The 14,589-nt window shown below is 68.8% G+C and carries 14 protein-coding genes, 1 other RNA gene and 2 pseudogenes; 9 read left to right on the forward strand and 8 right to left on the reverse strand.

All coding sequences use genetic code 11. From position 1 onward, the window contains the following. The first annotated feature begins 14 nt into the window (after positions 1 to 14). The 4 genes from GA0070608_RS34315 (at position 15) to mctP (ending at position 4,847) form a co-directional block, all read left to right on the forward strand. Positions 15 to 95: a putative leader peptide gene (locus GA0070608_RS34315; protein WP_350874228.1), complete on the forward strand. Its 81-nt coding sequence runs from the start codon at positions 15 to 17 to the stop codon at positions 93 to 95. 110 nt (positions 96 to 205) lie between these two features. Beyond that, entirely contained in the window at positions 206 to 2,662 is a 2,457-nt protein-coding gene (locus GA0070608_RS17580) for a M14 family zinc carboxypeptidase (protein ID WP_091629382.1), read from the forward strand. Positions 2,663 to 2,910: 248 nt separating this feature from the next. Continuing rightward, entirely contained in the window at positions 2,911 to 3,192 is a 282-nt protein-coding gene (locus GA0070608_RS17585) for a DUF3311 domain-containing protein (protein ID WP_091629383.1), read from the forward strand. Further along, positions 3,192 to 4,847 (forward strand): monocarboxylate uptake permease MctP, encoded by a 1,656-nt coding sequence (mctP, locus tag GA0070608_RS17590; RefSeq protein ID WP_091629385.1) that lies wholly within the window; start codon positions 3,192 to 3,194, stop codon positions 4,845 to 4,847. Before GA0070608_RS17585 ends, mctP begins: the two co-directional genes overlap by 1 nt. Before the next feature lie 73 nt (positions 4,848 to 4,920). Here the strand turns inward: mctP and GA0070608_RS17595 are convergent, their stop codons facing one another. Next, positions 4,921 to 5,682, reverse strand: coding sequence for a sulfite exporter TauE/SafE family protein (locus GA0070608_RS17595; protein WP_091629388.1), 762 nt, complete (start codon positions 5,680 to 5,682; stop codon positions 4,921 to 4,923). 149 nt (positions 5,683 to 5,831) lie between these two features. On the opposite strand from GA0070608_RS17595, the gene rnpB reads away from it, so the two are divergent. After that, positions 5,832 to 6,246: RNase P RNA component class A (gene rnpB, locus GA0070608_RS17600), an RNA gene on the forward strand. 1,005 nt (positions 6,247 to 7,251) lie between these two features. Here the strand turns inward: rnpB and GA0070608_RS17605 are convergent. From GA0070608_RS17605 to GA0070608_RS17615, 4 genes and pseudogenes are all read right to left on the reverse strand, one after another. Further along, positions 7,252 to 7,947 (reverse strand): HAD family hydrolase, encoded by a 696-nt coding sequence (locus tag GA0070608_RS17605; RefSeq protein ID WP_091629390.1) that lies wholly within the window; start codon positions 7,945 to 7,947, stop codon positions 7,252 to 7,254. Continuing rightward, positions 7,944 to 8,709 (reverse strand): annotated as a pseudogene (locus GA0070608_RS17610) (GntR family transcriptional regulator); the annotation flags it as partial. The gene GA0070608_RS17605 and the pseudogene GA0070608_RS17610, both read right to left, overlap by 4 nt. Before the next feature lie 24 nt (positions 8,710 to 8,733). Then, positions 8,734 to 8,865: a hypothetical protein gene (locus tag GA0070608_RS33985; RefSeq protein ID WP_281186087.1), complete on the reverse strand. Its 132-nt coding sequence runs from the start codon at positions 8,863 to 8,865 to the stop codon at positions 8,734 to 8,736. A 39-nt stretch (positions 8,866 to 8,904) separates the two neighbouring features. Next, the gene (locus GA0070608_RS17615; RefSeq protein ID WP_091629392.1) at positions 8,905 to 9,339 is read right to left on the reverse strand and encodes a hypothetical protein; all 435 of its coding nucleotides are present in this window, start codon (positions 9,337 to 9,339) and stop codon (positions 8,905 to 8,907) included. 36 nt (positions 9,340 to 9,375) lie between these two features. Between GA0070608_RS17615 and GA0070608_RS17620 the strand changes: the two genes are divergently transcribed. From GA0070608_RS17620 to GA0070608_RS17630, 3 genes are all read left to right on the forward strand, one after another. After that, a complete protein-coding gene (locus tag GA0070608_RS17620; RefSeq protein WP_245716119.1) occupies positions 9,376 to 10,536 on the forward strand; it encodes a carboxylesterase/lipase family protein in 1,161 nt (386 codons plus the stop codon). Between the two features lie 728 nt (positions 10,537 to 11,264). Further along, positions 11,265 to 12,047 (forward strand): polyprenyl diphosphate synthase, encoded by a 783-nt coding sequence (uppS, locus tag GA0070608_RS17625; RefSeq protein ID WP_091629398.1) that lies wholly within the window; start codon positions 11,265 to 11,267, stop codon positions 12,045 to 12,047. Between the two features lie 420 nt (positions 12,048 to 12,467). After that, entirely contained in the window at positions 12,468 to 12,797 is a 330-nt protein-coding gene (locus tag GA0070608_RS17630; RefSeq protein ID WP_091629401.1) for a hypothetical protein, read from the forward strand. A gap of 10 nt (positions 12,798 to 12,807) precedes the next feature. Here GA0070608_RS17630 and GA0070608_RS32680 read toward each other — a convergent pair whose 3' ends face one another. Next, positions 12,808 to 12,945, reverse strand: a complete 138-nt coding sequence (locus GA0070608_RS32680; RefSeq protein WP_176733744.1) for a hypothetical protein — start codon at positions 12,943 to 12,945, stop codon at positions 12,808 to 12,810. 134 nt (positions 12,946 to 13,079) lie between these two features. On the opposite strand from GA0070608_RS32680, the gene GA0070608_RS17640 reads away from it, so the two are divergent. Further along, positions 13,080 to 13,475, forward strand: a complete 396-nt coding sequence (locus GA0070608_RS17640; RefSeq protein ID WP_176733745.1) for a hypothetical protein — start codon at positions 13,080 to 13,082, stop codon at positions 13,473 to 13,475. A 196-nt stretch (positions 13,476 to 13,671) separates the two neighbouring features. Here GA0070608_RS17640 and GA0070608_RS17645 read toward each other — a convergent pair whose 3' ends face one another. Both GA0070608_RS17645 and GA0070608_RS34320 read right to left on the reverse strand, forming a co-directional pair. Then, positions 13,672 to 13,935: a hypothetical protein gene (locus GA0070608_RS17645; protein ID WP_141719489.1), complete on the reverse strand. Its 264-nt coding sequence runs from the start codon at positions 13,933 to 13,935 to the stop codon at positions 13,672 to 13,674. Between the two features lie 315 nt (positions 13,936 to 14,250). After that, positions 14,251 to 14,483, reverse strand: a pseudogene (locus GA0070608_RS34320) (IS5 family transposase); the annotation flags it as partial. Positions 14,484 to 14,589 lie beyond the last annotated feature (106 nt).

Below are 14,589 nucleotides of genomic sequence, written 5' to 3' on the forward strand. Positions count from 1 at the left end.
TCAAGATCGGTTCCGTGCGAAGCGTCCATCTGACAAAGCGGGGTCACATCGACCTCCTGCGTGTCGCCAGCGCCGCCTGTCGACGCTCTATCTGACGCCGGGTTCTTCCCCCTTTCTCGCACGCTGCTGGCGTTTCCGACCCCGCAGGTCTCCGGCCCTGCGGCGCGTCCGCCTGTGCGCACTCCCTCGTGACAGGAGACTGTCCTTGTCCGTCAACAGACTTTTTCCCCGGCTCACCGCGACGGCGGTAACCGTATCCCTGCTCGGTACGGCGGCGTGGGCCGCTCCGGCGACTGCCTCGGCGCTGCCGGCGGTGCCGCCGCGCGCCTCCGACGTCGCCGACGTCCGGGGCTATCCCCAGCGGAGCGCCCTGCCGGTCTGGCCCGACAATCCGGCGGACGCCTCGATCCCGATCGGCGTCATCGCCTACGACGACATCGCGCCGAAGCTGAACGCCCTCCAGGCCGCGAGCGACCGGGTCTCCGCCCGGGTGGCCGGAAAGTCGGCCGGTGGCTACGACCTGTACGCGGTCACGGTGACCGCGCCGGAGAGCCGGGCCGAGGCTCGGCAGCAGGAGATCTGGAAGCGCCGCATCGAGGACGAGCCGGCCTGGGCCCAGCGGGACCGGCAACTGCTCGCCGGCTACAAGACCCCGCTCTTCGTCAACGCCAACATCCACGGCAACGAGTGGGAGGGCACCGACGCGGCGCTGCGGGTCATCGAGGACCTCGCCACCAGCAGCAGCCCCGAGGTGGCCGGGCTGCTCCGGCGCAACCGGCTCGTCTTCAACGTCACCGCCAACCCGGACGGCCGGGTGGCCGGCAGCCGCGCCAACTCCGCCGGCTACGACCTGAACCGGGACCTGACGGTGGTGGCGCAGCCCGAGACCAACCTGATCCGCGAGCTGATCATCGACACGAAGCCGATCATCACGCTCGACCTGCACGGCTACGTGAGTCCGACGCTGCTGCACCCCAGCACCCCGCCGCACAACGTCAACAACGAGTACGACCTCTACATCAAGCACGGCCTGCCGAACGCGCTGGCGATCGAGGAGGACCTGCGTGGTCTCGGGCACGCCGAGACCCAGCGGGCCCGCATCCCGTTCCGCGACGACGAGCCCGGCGTGTGGGACGACTTCCCGCCGATCTACGTGCCGTCCTTCGCCATGTTGCAGAGCAGCATCCCGTACACCATCGAGGCGCCGCTCAACCCGCGCGGCGGCGCGCTCACCCCGGCCGAGCGGGTACGCCGCTCCGGCATCAACACCGACGTGCACGAGGTGGCGATCCGGACGTCGCTGCGGTACATCCAGGAGCACCGGGCGCAGGTGCTGCACGACCAGGCCGAGGTCTACCGGCGCGGCTGGGCGGGCGAGCCGCTGCGCGACCTCCCCGACGGCTTCGTGCCGGGTTGGGGCCCGGAGGACAACTACCACACCACCTTCCCCCGGGCGTACGTCATCCCGACCGGAACCGGCCAGCGCTCGGAGCCGGCTGCCGCGCGCCTCGTCGATCTGTTGATCAGCAGCGGCGGGCGGGTGTGGCGGGCGAAGAAGCCGTTCACCGCCGGCGGCCGGAGCTACCAGGCCGGCTCGTACGTGGTCGATCTGCACCAGCCCAAGCGCGGCCTGGTCAACTCGTTGCTTGAACCGGGTGCCGACATCACCGGTCGGGTGGACGACCTCTACGCCGGCCCGGCCGCCTGGAGCCAGGGACTCACCTGGGGCGCCACCGTCGAGACCCTCTGGAACGAGTTGCCGGCCGTGCGGCTGGAGCGGACGTACGACGGACGGGCCGAGGGCGGAGTTCCCGCCGGCAACGGTGACCTGCGCCTCGACCTCCGGGACGCCGCCGACCTGCTGGCGGTCAACTCGCTGCTGAACCGGGGTGTCGCGGTCCACCGCCTCGCCGACGGTTCGGTCGTCGTCCCCGGCACGCCCGCCAACCGCAGGCTGGCCCGCGCGGAGGCCCGCACCCACGCGGTGACCTTCGAACGCGCGCCCGCCGGCTGGCGCGGCACCCGGCTGGACAAGGTCGTCGTCGGCTATCTGGGCACGGTCGAGGAACGGGACACGCTGGCCGACCTCGGCTTCGAGGCGCGTGCCCTGACCGCCGCCACGCTCAGCACGAGCCTGACCGGCGACGTCGACGTGCTCCTCGTCGCCAGCAACGTCAACCTGGCGAACCTGTCGGCGGAGAACCGCGCCGCACTGGACGCCTTCCTGACGCGGGGCGGCGGCGTCGTCGGTCTGGGTACCGCCGGGGCGGGCTTCAGCAACGCCGCCTCGCTGCTCTCGGTGACGGCGACCGCCGGGCCGGGCCTGGCCAGTGGGGTGGCCAACGTCGTCAACACCGGCGGCCCGGTCAGCGCCGGCGCCATCCCGCACTCGTTCATCAGCCAGCCGGTCTGGTTCACCGCCCTGGGCGGCAACGTCACGGTCGAGCAGTCCTACGCGGCCGATCCGCTGCTCGCCGGCTGGTGGGCGACGGAGGGCGCCAACGGCCAGGGCGCGGCGGCCAACCAGGCCAGCATCGTCCGGGGGGTGTCCGCCGGCGGCAACGGGGTGGTGCTGTTCGGCACCGACCCGACGTTCCGTCTGCACCCCAAGGGCCTGCAACCGCAGCTCGGCCGGGCGCTGCTCTGGACGGCCGGGCGGTGACCGCCAAGCGGTGAGCCATTGACCGGCCGGTGACGGGCCCGGGTGCCGAGTTGGCGCCCGGGCCCGTCACCGTCCAGCTTTCAGGCCGGTTGCTGGCGGCGGGAAACGGCCTCGCGTACCCGCCGTTCGGCGCAGGACGCCGGCCGTTCGGCGCAGCAGCCTCCGACCATTGGGCGTGACGGCCGTCACAGAGTCGTAACCTCCGGCCGTCATCAGTGCCGATCTACGACACGCGGAGGTTTGTCGCAATGGCCGCACCCGAACCGGAGGCGCCGCCAGCGGCGCGGTCCAGGGCGAAGGACCACAGCCCCTGGAACTGGTTGCTCTTCATCCCCATCGTGCTGCCCCTGATCCCGGTGTTCTTCAACGCCGACTCGCCCCGGTTCCTCGGCTTCCCGCGCTTCTACTGGCTGCAACTCGCCTACATCCTGGTCGGCGTGGCCACCACCACGCTGGTGTACCAGCTGACGAAGAAGCGGGCCGCCGCGCCGTCGGACGGGCTGGCCGGCGCGGATGCGGGTGACCGCTGATGTGGCGCGAGCACCTCACCGAGATCATCGTCTTCTCGGCGCTCTTCCTGCTGGTCAGCGGCATGGGGTTCGTGGCGGCCCGGTGGCGTGCCCCGAAGGACATGGCGCACCTCGACGAGTGGGGGCTGGGCGGGCGCAACTTCGGCGGCTGGATCACCTGGTTCCTGGTCGGCGGTGACCTCTACACCGCGTACACCTTCGTGGCGGTGCCGGCGCTGATGTTCGGGGCCGGCGCGGCCGGCTTCTTTGCCGTCCCGTACACCATCGTGATCTATCCGTTGGTCTTCCTGGTGCTGTGCCGGCTCTGGTCGGTCTCGCACCGGCACGGCTTCGTCACCCCGGCGGACTTCGTCCGCAAGCGGTTCGACTCGCCGGTGCTGGCGCTGCTCATCGCGATCACCGGCATCGTGGCCACGATGCCGTACATCGCGCTGCAACTCGTCGGCATCGAGGCGGTGCTCAAGACCATGGGGGTCACCGGCGAGAGCGCCCTGGCCCGGCACCTGCCGATCATCATCGCGTTCGCGATCCTGGCCGCGTACACCTATCAGTCGGGGCTGCGCGCGCCGGCGCTGATCGCCTTCGTCAAGGACACGCTGATCTACATCGTGATCCTGGTGGCGGTGCTGTACCTGCCGTACAAGCTGGGTGGCTGGGGCGAGATTTTCGACGCCGCGGAGGCGAAGTTCGACGCGTCGCCGAACCCCAACGACGGGGTGCTGCTCAACGCCAACAACCAGCTCCAGTACGTCACACTGGCGTTCGGCTCGGCGCTGGCGCTGTTCCTCTACCCGCACAGCATCACCGGCGTGCTGGCCAGCCGGAACCGTGACGTGATCAAGCGGAACATGTCGGCGCTGCCCGCGTACAGCCTGCTGTTGGGCCTGATCGCGCTGCTCGGCTTCATGGCCATCGCGGCCGGGGTGAAGCCACTGCCCGGCTCGTCACCGGGGAGCGTGGACAGCAACACCGTGGTGCCGGTCCTGTTCGACCAGCAGTTCCCCGACTGGTTCGCCGGTGTCGCGTACGCGGCCATCGGCATCGGCGCGCTGGTGCCGGCGGCGATCATGTCGATCGCGGCGGCGAACCTGTTCACCCGCAACATCTACAAGGAATACCTGAAGCGGGACGCCAGCCCGGCGCAGGAGGCGAACGTCTCCAAGATCACGTCTCTGGTGGTGAAGGTCGGCGCGGTGGCCTGCATCGTCTTCCTCGACCCTCAGTTCTCCATCGACCTCCAGCTCATCGGCGGCGTGATCATCCTCCAGACGCTGCCGGCGGTGGCGCTCGGTCTCTACACCCGCTGGTTCCACCGTGGCGCACTGATCGGCGGCTGGGTCGCGGGCATGGGGCTGGGCATGTGGATGCTCTACCAGATCCCGAACGCCGCGACCGGCCGTAAGCACTTCGGCGGTTCGGCGTTCCCACTGGCCGACTTCGGGTTCGACACCCCGAAGACGATCTACGTCGGGATCGTGGCGGTGCTGGTCAACCTCGCGGTCGCGGCGCTGCTGACGGTGGTGCTGCGGGCGGCGAAGGTGCGCGACGGCGGCGACGGCACCACGTCGGACGACTACTTCGCCGACGAGGGCGACCCGCGCGTCGTGCCCGGCCCACGCCGCGACGCCGACGCCGCCCCGGAACCGGTCGCCTGAAAGGAAGGGCCCCCTGCTATCGGATTTTGATGTGCAGGGGGCCCTTCCTGACACCCGGCTGGCGTGTGGGAGGTCAGCGCAGCGCGCGCCAGAGCAGGTAGAGACCGATCGTCGTGCCGAAGACCACGATCAGCACCTTGAGCACCACCGGCGGCAGCCGGCGGACCAGCCGCGCACCGGCGTACCCACCGGCCAGGGTCGCCGGCGCGACCACCGCGACGGCCGCCCAGTTCACCGGCCCGAACAGCGCGAACACCACGAGCGTGGTCAGCCCGACGATGGCGGAGAGCAGGTTCTTGATCGCGCTAACCCGGGCCAGCGTCGCATCCAGCACCAGGGCCAGGCCGGCGACCAGCATCACCCCGAGGGCCGCGCCGAAATAGCCGCCGTACACCGCGCCGACCGCGACCATCACCTGCACCGTGACCGTACGGCGGCGCGGCGACAGGTCACGCGGATGCCCGACCAGCCGGCGTAGCGGATCCTGGAACGCCAGCACCGCCGTCGCCCCGAGCACCAGGAAGGGCACCACCAACTCGAACGCCCGCGCCGGGGTGGCCAGCAGCAGCAGGGCGCCGGCGATCGTGCCGACCAACGTCGTGGGTATCAGCGTGGCCAGCGCCCGGCGGGGCGGCAGATCCTGTCGGCTGCCCGCCACGCTGGCCACGTACCCCGGGAAGACCGCCACCGAGTTGCTCACGTTGGCCGGCACCGGCGGCAGCCCCACCGCGATCATCGCCGGGAAGGTGATCAGCGAGCCCCCGCCGGCCACCGCGTTGACCGTGCCCGCGGCGAGCCCGGCGGCGACCAGCAGCGCGGCGTCGGAGACATCCATGGTTCCCAGAGGCTAGTACGCGGTGCCGGCGGCTGCCGGCTGCGGTGTGCCGGGCACGCCGGCTGTGGTGCCGTGCCGGGCGCGGCTGGTTGCCGGCCGGGGTGGCAATAGACGCGCCCGCGGCGTCGTTAGGATGGGTGCGCGACGGACGAGTCGACCGGGCGGTCGCGTCGGCGGGCTTTGGCCCGTCGCCGAGGAACGTCCGGACTCCACAGGGCAGGGTGGTTGCTAACGGCAACCCGGGGTGACCCGCGGGACAGTGCCACAGAAAACAGACCGCCGGCCCATCGGGGACGGTAAGGGTGAAACGGTGGGGTAAGAGCCCACCAGCACCCCGGGTGACCGGGGTGGCTCGGTAAACCCCACCCGGAGCAAGGCCAAGAAAGGGCCGTCATCAGCATGATGACGACCCGCGCAGACGCTTGAGGGCTGCCCGCCCGATGTCTGCGGGTAGGCCGCTTGAGCCTGCCGGCAACGGCAGGCCTAGATGGATGGCCGCCACTGGCGCGAGCCTTTCGGGGCGCGCGCCGGTCACAGAATCCGGCGTACAGGTCGACTCGTCCGTCGCCCACCAGCTCAGAGCCGTGATCAAGGCCCTGAGCTGGTTCTATGTCCGGGCGTCGATGGTCGTCGTTGGTCAACTTTGGCCGACGTTTGACGGCCTGGCGACGGCCTGACGGCCTGGCGACGGCCTGACGGCCTGGAGACGGCCTGATCTTGGACGGGCCTTCATCGCTTTGCATCTATCTACGTCGGGGTTGTGGTCGGTTTCTGGCTCGGCGGCGCGCCGCACTTGCCCCCGGGCTGCCATCCCGTCACCGTCGTCCCACACCTCGTGGAGCGGGCCTGCCCCGGGGTGACAAGGTGGAGCGCCCTGCCGGACGAACGACCTTGGCGCCCCGGGGCAGGTCTGCTCGGCTTGCCTGGGACGGCGGTGACGGGATGGCAGCCACCTCAACCACCGCGGACCGTGAGCCGCTGACGGTCCCCAGCCATCCCGGAGCCTGAGGCCCCCGCCGGAGGCGCTTTGACCTGGCTCGCCGGGAGCCTTGCCCTGTTCGGCCGGCGGCGGCCTCTGTGGCTCTCTCGTTGCTGCGCCGTGCGCCGGGGCGTGACCGGCCGCCAGGCCGCACGCGCGCCCCGGCGCGACACGGCGGCGGGCCGCAGGCCCGCCCTTGACCAAGTAAAGAAAGTCTGAACACACTACGCTCCGGCCAACGGCCAAGTCACTGGCGACCAGCTCATAAGATTGGTTCATGCCGACCTACGGATGGATGGTCCTCGCGATCGCAACCGTCGTTGCGTTGGTCTCAATGGCGTGGCTCCGGCGCTCCCGGCGCGGCAGACCGCGTACCAAGGAACAGCAGCGCCAGGATGCGGTGCGGGCGGCGCGGTCAATACGCAGGAATTCACTCCGACCGAACCGGGACACCTTCGAGCGAGGCCACGGTGTGCCGGATCGGCACTCTCACGCCATCTTCGAGAACGGCGCCTTGGGTGACGGGGCCGGCGGTGGTGGTGGAGGCGGTGGGCACTAACGAGGGCGAAAGGTTGCAGTCCTCCCCAGCCTTAGGAGTTCATCCGCGCGACCAACACGTCAGCGATCTCCCGCATGCTGGTGACCACTACGTCGGCTCCGGCTTCCTGGAACTTCTCGACCTTGGCCGGGCGGTTCGCGTACCCGATCACTCGTGCCCCGGCTGCCCGCGCCCCGTCGATGTCCGAGAGGGAGTCGCCAATCAGTACGCACCGGGCCGGCGCTCCGCCTACTGCGTGTGCGGCTTGCCGGATCGGTTCCGGGTTGGGCTTCATCCGCTCCGGGGCGGCGTAGGCCCGGCCAACGATCGGCGAGACATGGACGGCAAGGCGGTGCGCTGCCAGGTAGGCGCTCACGGCACCGGCAGAGTTGTTGCTGACGACCGCCACGGGGAGGCCGGCTTGCCGGGCAGCGACGACGACTTCCCGGCCGTATGGCGTCGGTTCGGCGGTCTCGACGGCCTGGCGCTCAGCCGCGCACAGTGCATCCTCTACCGCCTGCGTGACCTTCTGGTCGCCGGTGGCCCCGATGCGGCGTAGTACCTCAAGCGGGTCCGGTTCGCTGGCGAGATCCGGCGGGACTTCGATGCCGCGCCGGTGCAACACCTCGACCAGTTCCGCGGCGACCCTCGGCGCTGGATAGCCCGCGAAGACGCTGCACACCGGCCCGTCGAAGTCGAGCAGCACGGCACCGACTTCGTCGAACAGCCGGCCAAGGTCGGCGTTCATGCGTCGTACCGGTAGGCGATGGTCGACCACACCGAGTCGAACCACTGGCGTGACGCTTCCACGAATTGCGTGCCGTGGGAGGCATCGTCGTCGGTTACCGCGTAGTGGAAGAGTGGCACATCCTTGCCCATCAGGTCATAGATCGCCATCGGTTCACCCTTGATCGACACGGTGCGCTCAACGACCGGATAGAAGCCGTAGAAGACTTCGTCGCCGTTGAGGATGTAGAGCTTGAACAGCGGGGATGCCCGGTGCATCCTCGACCGTGGTTGAGCGGATGAGCCCGAGGTCGCCCAGCTCGGTGACCTGGTCGATGATGCCGTCCGCTGCCCGGCGGGTGATCCGTTCCGCTCGCTCGCGTACGGCTGGATCGTCGGTCTGGGGCTCGGCTCGTGCGGGGAGTGCCATGGGGACGGTCATGTCGGAGATCAGGACGCGCACGGTGATCGTCTCTGGTGTGAGTCGCCCGACCCGGACCTTGTCGAGCGCCTCAGCGAGCGCGTCCCTCAGCGTCTCCCCGGAGAACCCGGCGAAGTCGATGCTGACGTGAGGTCGCTCGAATGCGGCTTCGATGTGGGGGCGCAGCTCGACGGCCCGCTGTGTCTGAGCGCGGACGAAGGCGCCGCTTCCCTGCCGGGTAACGATCAGTCGTTCTGCCCGGAGCAGGTCCAAGGCTCGCTTGACGGTTTCCCGTGCGACGCCGTAGCGCGCTGCTAGGTCGGGCTGTGACGGCAGCTTGTCGCCGGGGGAGAGCTCCGGCGTACAGGTCGACTCGTACGGGTTTGGTCAGCCGAGCAGTCCCAGGACGGCCGCCGTCAGGTCGAGCAGGGCGGCGATGCGGGCGATGGTGGCGGTGGCGGTGTGGTCGGGAGGTGATATCGGCCAGCAGCACCGGCAGTGTTCAGCTACGGATTTCACCGTGATCGGCCAGGAGGAGCCGAGGCGTCCACCCCTGTTTCAGCCAGCCACGGATCCACTGGTGGTGCCGAATCCGCCCCGCGCGGGGATACCTGCTCGGATGCGTGCGGCCTGGTCCATCGCGGCGATTTTCTGCTCTCCGGCAGTCGCCGGGAGCCTGCTCCCGGGCCTGTACCCAGAGCCGTACCGGCCGATGTAGATGTAGCGGTTGTGGTCGTCGTCTCCGTCACAGTCACTCTCAGGGAGGACGCGGCGCTGCTCATCGGCGCAGTAGGCGGTTCGGGCCGGCTCGCTCTCGGAGATGAAGTTGCGCGGCTCGCCGTCAGAGATGTCGCTGTCAGCAGGCGGTCGTCCGGTGTGGCCGCGGGTCGGCTCGTTGCCGACTGCACACCCAGCTACTACGAGGGCCAGGGCGGTGAACGTAGTGGAGAGGGGGATGTGGCTGCTGCGTAAGCGGCGGGCGTTGATCCTCATGAGTCTCCTCAGTCATGGACGTGGGGCTTGAGCCTGGTGACAGTCTCCAAAGGAGAGTCAAACTCGGGCGTCGCGCGCGCCGGCAGCGACTACGACGCCGCCCGCCTCGCTACGCGCGGCGACATCGTCGTGGTGACCCTCAACTACCGGCTGGGAATCTTCGGCTTCTTCGGCCACCCCGGGCTGCCCGACAGCGGTGCGTTCGGCGTGCAGGACCAGCAGGCGGCGCTGGGGTGGGTACGGCGCAACGCGACCGCGTTCGGCGGTGATCCAGGCAACGTCACGCTCGTCGGTGAGTCATTGGGCTCGCACTCGGTATGCGCCCAACTCGCCGCTCCGGCCTCGGCCGGCCTGTTCCACCGCGCGATCACGCAGAGTTCCCCATGTTGGAGCCAGGACGACCTGCCGGCGGTCCTGGGCGTGCCACCCTGGGTTCCCGCCTCGGCTCATGAGGGACACGGGCAGCTCATCGCCGAGCGGCTCTCCTGCTCCGACGTCACCTGCCTGAGGGGTAAGTCGGCTCTGGAACTTCTCGCGCAGCCCGCACTGCCTCTGCCCGGATACGGCAACGCCGTGCTGCCGGAAGACCCGGCGGAGGTGTTCGCCGAGGGACGCTTCCACCGGGTGCCGATCCTGTCCGGCATCACCCGGGACGAGGGCACCATGTTCGCATCGATGGTGTTTCCCAAGCTCACCGCCGCACAGTACGTCGATGGCCTCACCCAGATCTTCGGGGAACGGGCACCGGCTGTCCTGGCCGCCTATCCGCCCGGCGACGTGCCCACCCAGCCCGCTGCCGCCGTGCTGAGCGACCTCGACTGGGCGAGGTCGGCGCGGGACACCGATCGGTTGCTGGCCAGGCACGTCCCGGTCTATTCCTACGAGTTCCTCGACCGGACGGCACCGCAGCTGTTCCCGTTCCCCGACGAACAGGTGGAGCCCATGGCATCGCACGGCTCGGAACTGCCGTTCCTCTTCGACCCGTCGTGGGAATCCGCCCCGCTCACCGACAAGCAGCGTCGACTCGGCGACCTGATGATCGGCTACTGGGCGCGGTTCGCCGCCACGGGCAACCCCAACGGCCACGGCCTACCGGCGTGGCGGCAGCACCCGTACGTCCAGGGCCTGGACCTCGACAGGGTGGGCCACTTCGACCGGAGCGCCGCGCACCGGCTGACCTTCTGGGACGGCATCTGAGCCCGAAAGCGACGCGGACACCTGGCGGGCGATCACGTTCACCACGCATCTCTTGCAGCCGCCGGGCTCGTCGACATGACTCCGCACGACCTACGCGCCACCCACGCAAGCTGGGTGGCTGACTCTCACGGCGTGCTCGTCGATGCCCGACGGTTCGGGCATGCCAACGCCAGCGTCACCACCAGACACCACGCCCGCGCCCTCCCGACGCCCGCGACGCCGAGGCGGCCGTTCACCTCGACAACCTCGGTCGGAGTACGCAACGGGCACGGGATTGTCGAGAGGAAGGAAATGATCTTTGATCAAGGGGCCTGACATGATGCCGCCGGCAGAGTAGAACCTGCGACACACGGTTTAGGAATTCTCGGCCCTGCCGTTCAGGCGGCCTGCCACCTGCCGTTGCTGCTGAGTAGGCACCTCGGCCCCCGTCAGACCTTGACCGTTGTTGTCCGTTCGCTACCGCAGGATCGGGCACGCAACTGGCACGGTCCCGCCGCCGTCCTGACGTCTCGCTTACAAGAACCGTGCGCTTCGTCTGCCTGCGTCCGCATCCGTCGCCCGCCTCGGCCGACCGTCCACGCGACGCCGGGCGTGGTCGTCTTTGTTCCGGCTCGTAGCTGTCACCGTTGCTGTCGACAGCCCGCCCGGGAAAAGGCCACAATTCCCCGTCCGCCTGACGTTGAGCAGCCGGGCCAACGCCAGCGCCGATGAGGTGATTTCATTCGATCATGATCCAGCCCATACGCCGTGGCGCCTACCGGTTCTACGCCCGTCGCCTCCGCGCCCAGTTGGCCGGGAAGTCGCTGCCACGGCACGTGGCAATGGTGATGGACGGGAACCGCCGGTGGGCCAGGCAGGTGGGCTTCGATGACCCCGGGGTGGGCCACCGGTACGGCGCGGAACACGTCCACGAGGTACTGGGCTGGTGTGCCGACATGGGCATCCATCACGTCACTCTGTTCGTGGCCTCCGTCGACAATATGCGTAAGCGGGCATCCGAAGAGGTGGAGAACCTGATGCGGATGATCGAGGAGGTCGTCGCGGAGCCGCTCCTCCGCCCGGCCAATCCCTGGCAGCTTCACCTGGCCGGCCGCGCGGACGTCTTACCCGACTCGACACGCCACGCCCTGAAAATCGCGGAAGACGCCACCCGCGAACGCGGTGCCGAGTTCCATCTCACGGTCGCCATCGGCTACGACGGCCGCGAGGAAATCGTCAGTGCAGTTCGTTCCCTGTTGGAACAGGAGGCACGAGCGGGCGCCACACTCGACGACGTCGCACAGCGGCTAACCGCCGAGACTCTCGCGGCGCACCTGTACACCGGCGGCCAACCCGACCCTGATCTGGTCATCCGCACGAGCGGAGAACGCCGCATGTCCGGATTTCTACTCTGGCAGGCCGCCTACTCCGAGCTGTACTTCTGCGACGTGTACTGGCCCGGCTTCCGGAAGATCGACTTCCTCCGCGCCCTGCGCTCCTACTCGGCCCGCAGTCGACGATTCGGAGCGTGACAATCACATCCCCCTGCTCCCGGTTCCGTGGCGCAACCGCAAGGACTGGCGACCGTCAGACGTTGAAGCGGACCTAAGAGCCGCTATCCCCTACCAGCGGCGACACCGTCGGGCACCTGCTCACACGGCGTCTCGGGCTGTCATGGTTGTTCGCTGGTTGACGACGTTTCACGGTGTCTTGTGCCCCCTGTGTGCCCCAGGGCGGAACGTGTCAAGGGATTGAGGTTAACGGGAGTTAAGCGGCTTGTCGTTGCGGCTCGGGCTTGTTGATCCAGACCTGTTCGGGCAGGTCGAGGATCTTGGGCAGGGGCCGGTTGGTGCCGAACCGTTCCGGGTGCGCCGTCCGGGCTGCGGCGAAAGGGTCCGCGTTCAGGCGGGCCGCAGGCACTCCGGTCGTTCACGCCGGGGCAGAAGCTGGAGTTGTTGGTCGGGTATGAGCAGGCCGTCGCGGCTGGTGAGGGCGGTGCGTTCCTGCGGCGTGAGGGCTTGTACTCGTCGTTGATGTCGGAGTGGCGCCGGGCCCGCGACGCGGGTCTGTTGCGGGGCAAGCCGGCTGGGGAGACGGTTGGGAGGCCGTCGGCGGAGCAGGCTGAGATCGCCCGGTTACGCCGTGAGTTGGAGTTGGCGCAGGCGAAGCTGGCACGGACCGAGACGGCGTTGACGATCATGGGAAAAGCGCGCGAGCTCTTGGAGGACATCTCCAGGAGCGAGCCGGACGGTCCGGACGTGTTCGGGCTCGGCAGGCGCTGATGGCCGCCTATCATGCGTTGACCAGCGAGAGGATCACGACGCGGGACGCGAAGCGGCTGACCGGGATCGCCCGGTCCAGCGCCGTACGCGACCGGCGGCGGCCGACGCCGGCGGCGCCGGTGCGGCGGGCGCCGGCGAACGCGCTCACCCCGGCCGAACGTGAGCAGGTCCTGCGGCTGTTGAACAGTGCGGAGTTTGCTACGGCCTGCCTCCTCCGGTTGCCCCCTCTTGACCGCTGTTTCGGGCACGCTTCGCGGGTAGCGCAGGTGCACCAACTCGGGGATGATCATCGTCATGTCGGAGCAAGATCTGGCCGAAACCTGGCGTCGCATCATCCGGGGAGACAACAAGTCCTGGGTCGTGTTCGCCCACGGCACGTGCGTCGTACTACCAGACCCCGGACCCAGCGTTGACCTCGCCGCTCAGGCCGTCGACACCCTGCGCGAGTACGGCCCCGTCTACGCCGGCTCGCCTGCTGGAGACTTTGGCACCATTACCCTCGATCCCGGTCCCGGATGGGTGGTCTACGGCCACCACAACGACGTGCTGACCTACGTAGGACCCGACGAGATCTCGGACAGCAACGATCTGGCCGTTGGTCTGTACGGACGCAGCAAGCGAAACCAGGACGGCCATGAGCTTGACGTCGTACACGTCGAGGACAAGCGGCCTCGGTAAATCGGGGCCGAGCCGCTCCCGTTGTCAGACGTTGAAGCGGAACTTAGACCGGCAGTTGCGGGACCTGCTGCAACTCGGCCGGTGCGCTGCCCGGGGCCCTCTCATGGTCCTCATCGCCTCGCGCCGGTTGACGACGTTTCACGCTGTCTTGTGTTCCGACTGTCCCCCAGCAGCATCGCTCCGCCTGGGACAGGACTCAATCGCTATTGCCTCCGCCTGGCCGTCGCCACTCCTCGCGCCACAGCTCGTGCCCCCGCATCAGCCAGCCGACCCAGAAGATTGCAAACAAGATCAGGAAGCATCCGAACAGCACGACGGCAAGCACTGCCGCGATCGGCTGGAAACGCCCACCATCGCCGTTCCATCCGCTCGCCGCGACTGCTCCCAGGCCGAAGAAGATGATCATGAGCACGGTAATGACCGGCCGGTCAATCGGGTGAGGCTCACGGGGCAGACGCAACTCCGACTCCTTCAATCTGACGCAAGAGACGTCCACCCAAGGCCGCCTCCGATCGCCTGCATCCTGGCAGACGACAGCCGAAGATCAGAGACCCAGAATCCGGCGTACAGGTCGACTCGTCCGTCGCCCACCAGCTCAGAGACCTGATCAAGGCTCTGAGCTGGTCGTTTATCTGGTGCCGTGCTGGGAGCTTGGTTGGTTGTGGTGGGTGGTGTTCTGCAGGCGTAGGCGGGTGAGGCCGAGCATGTCGATCAGCCATCCGGGTCCGCCGGTGATGCCGCGGGTGCGTAGGAGGATAACGACCTTGTGGTGGGTCGGCCGGCCGCTCCCGGTCCGGGTCACACGCGCCTTGGCAGCATGGGGCTGACCTGTGGGCTGTCGCCGCGCTGCCCAGCGGTCACCACTACGGCCATCAGCTTGCGGCCCTGCTCATACGCCAGAAGCGTCTTGGTGGTCCAGCCGCCCCGAGATCGGCCGAGCCCATGGTCTGCCGGCTCGGCCTGCACAGCACTGGGCGGCTCCTTTTGCGCATCGCCGTCACGGCGGGCGGGTCGAGAAATCGATCGTCAAAAAGTTCCGGAGTCACGGCAACGTTTGCTGGGGTCGAGAGCGTAAGTAGTGGCCGTGAGATTGAAGCTGAGGGTGCGGGTGGCT

The sequence above is a fragment of the Micromonospora peucetia genome (assembly GCF_900091625.1).
In the GTDB taxonomy this organism is placed as follows: Bacteria; Actinomycetota; Actinomycetes; order Mycobacteriales; family Micromonosporaceae; genus Micromonospora; species Micromonospora peucetia.

Excerpts from the sequence above, each read along its gene's own strand:
- GA0070608_RS17595 (WP_091629388.1), bottom strand. The coding sequence starts at position 5,682 with ATGGATGTCTCCGACGCCGCGCTGCTGGTCGCCGCCGGGCTCGCCGCG.
- GA0070608_RS17585 (WP_091629383.1), top strand. The coding sequence starts at position 2,911 with ATGGCCGCACCCGAACCGGAGGCGCCGCCAGCGGCGCGGTCCAGGGCG.
- GA0070608_RS17615 (WP_091629392.1), bottom strand. The coding sequence starts at position 9,339 with ATGAGGATCAACGCCCGCCGCTTACGCAGCAGCCACATCCCCCTCTCC.
- uppS (WP_091629398.1), top strand. The coding sequence starts at position 11,265 with ATGATCCAGCCCATACGCCGTGGCGCCTACCGGTTCTACGCCCGTCGC.
- GA0070608_RS17640 (WP_176733745.1), top strand. The coding sequence starts at position 13,080 with ATGATCATCGTCATGTCGGAGCAAGATCTGGCCGAAACCTGGCGTCGC.
- GA0070608_RS17605 (WP_091629390.1), bottom strand. The coding sequence starts at position 7,947 with ATGAACGCCGACCTTGGCCGGCTGTTCGACGAAGTCGGTGCCGTGCTG.
- mctP (WP_091629385.1), top strand. The coding sequence starts at position 3,192 with ATGTGGCGCGAGCACCTCACCGAGATCATCGTCTTCTCGGCGCTCTTC.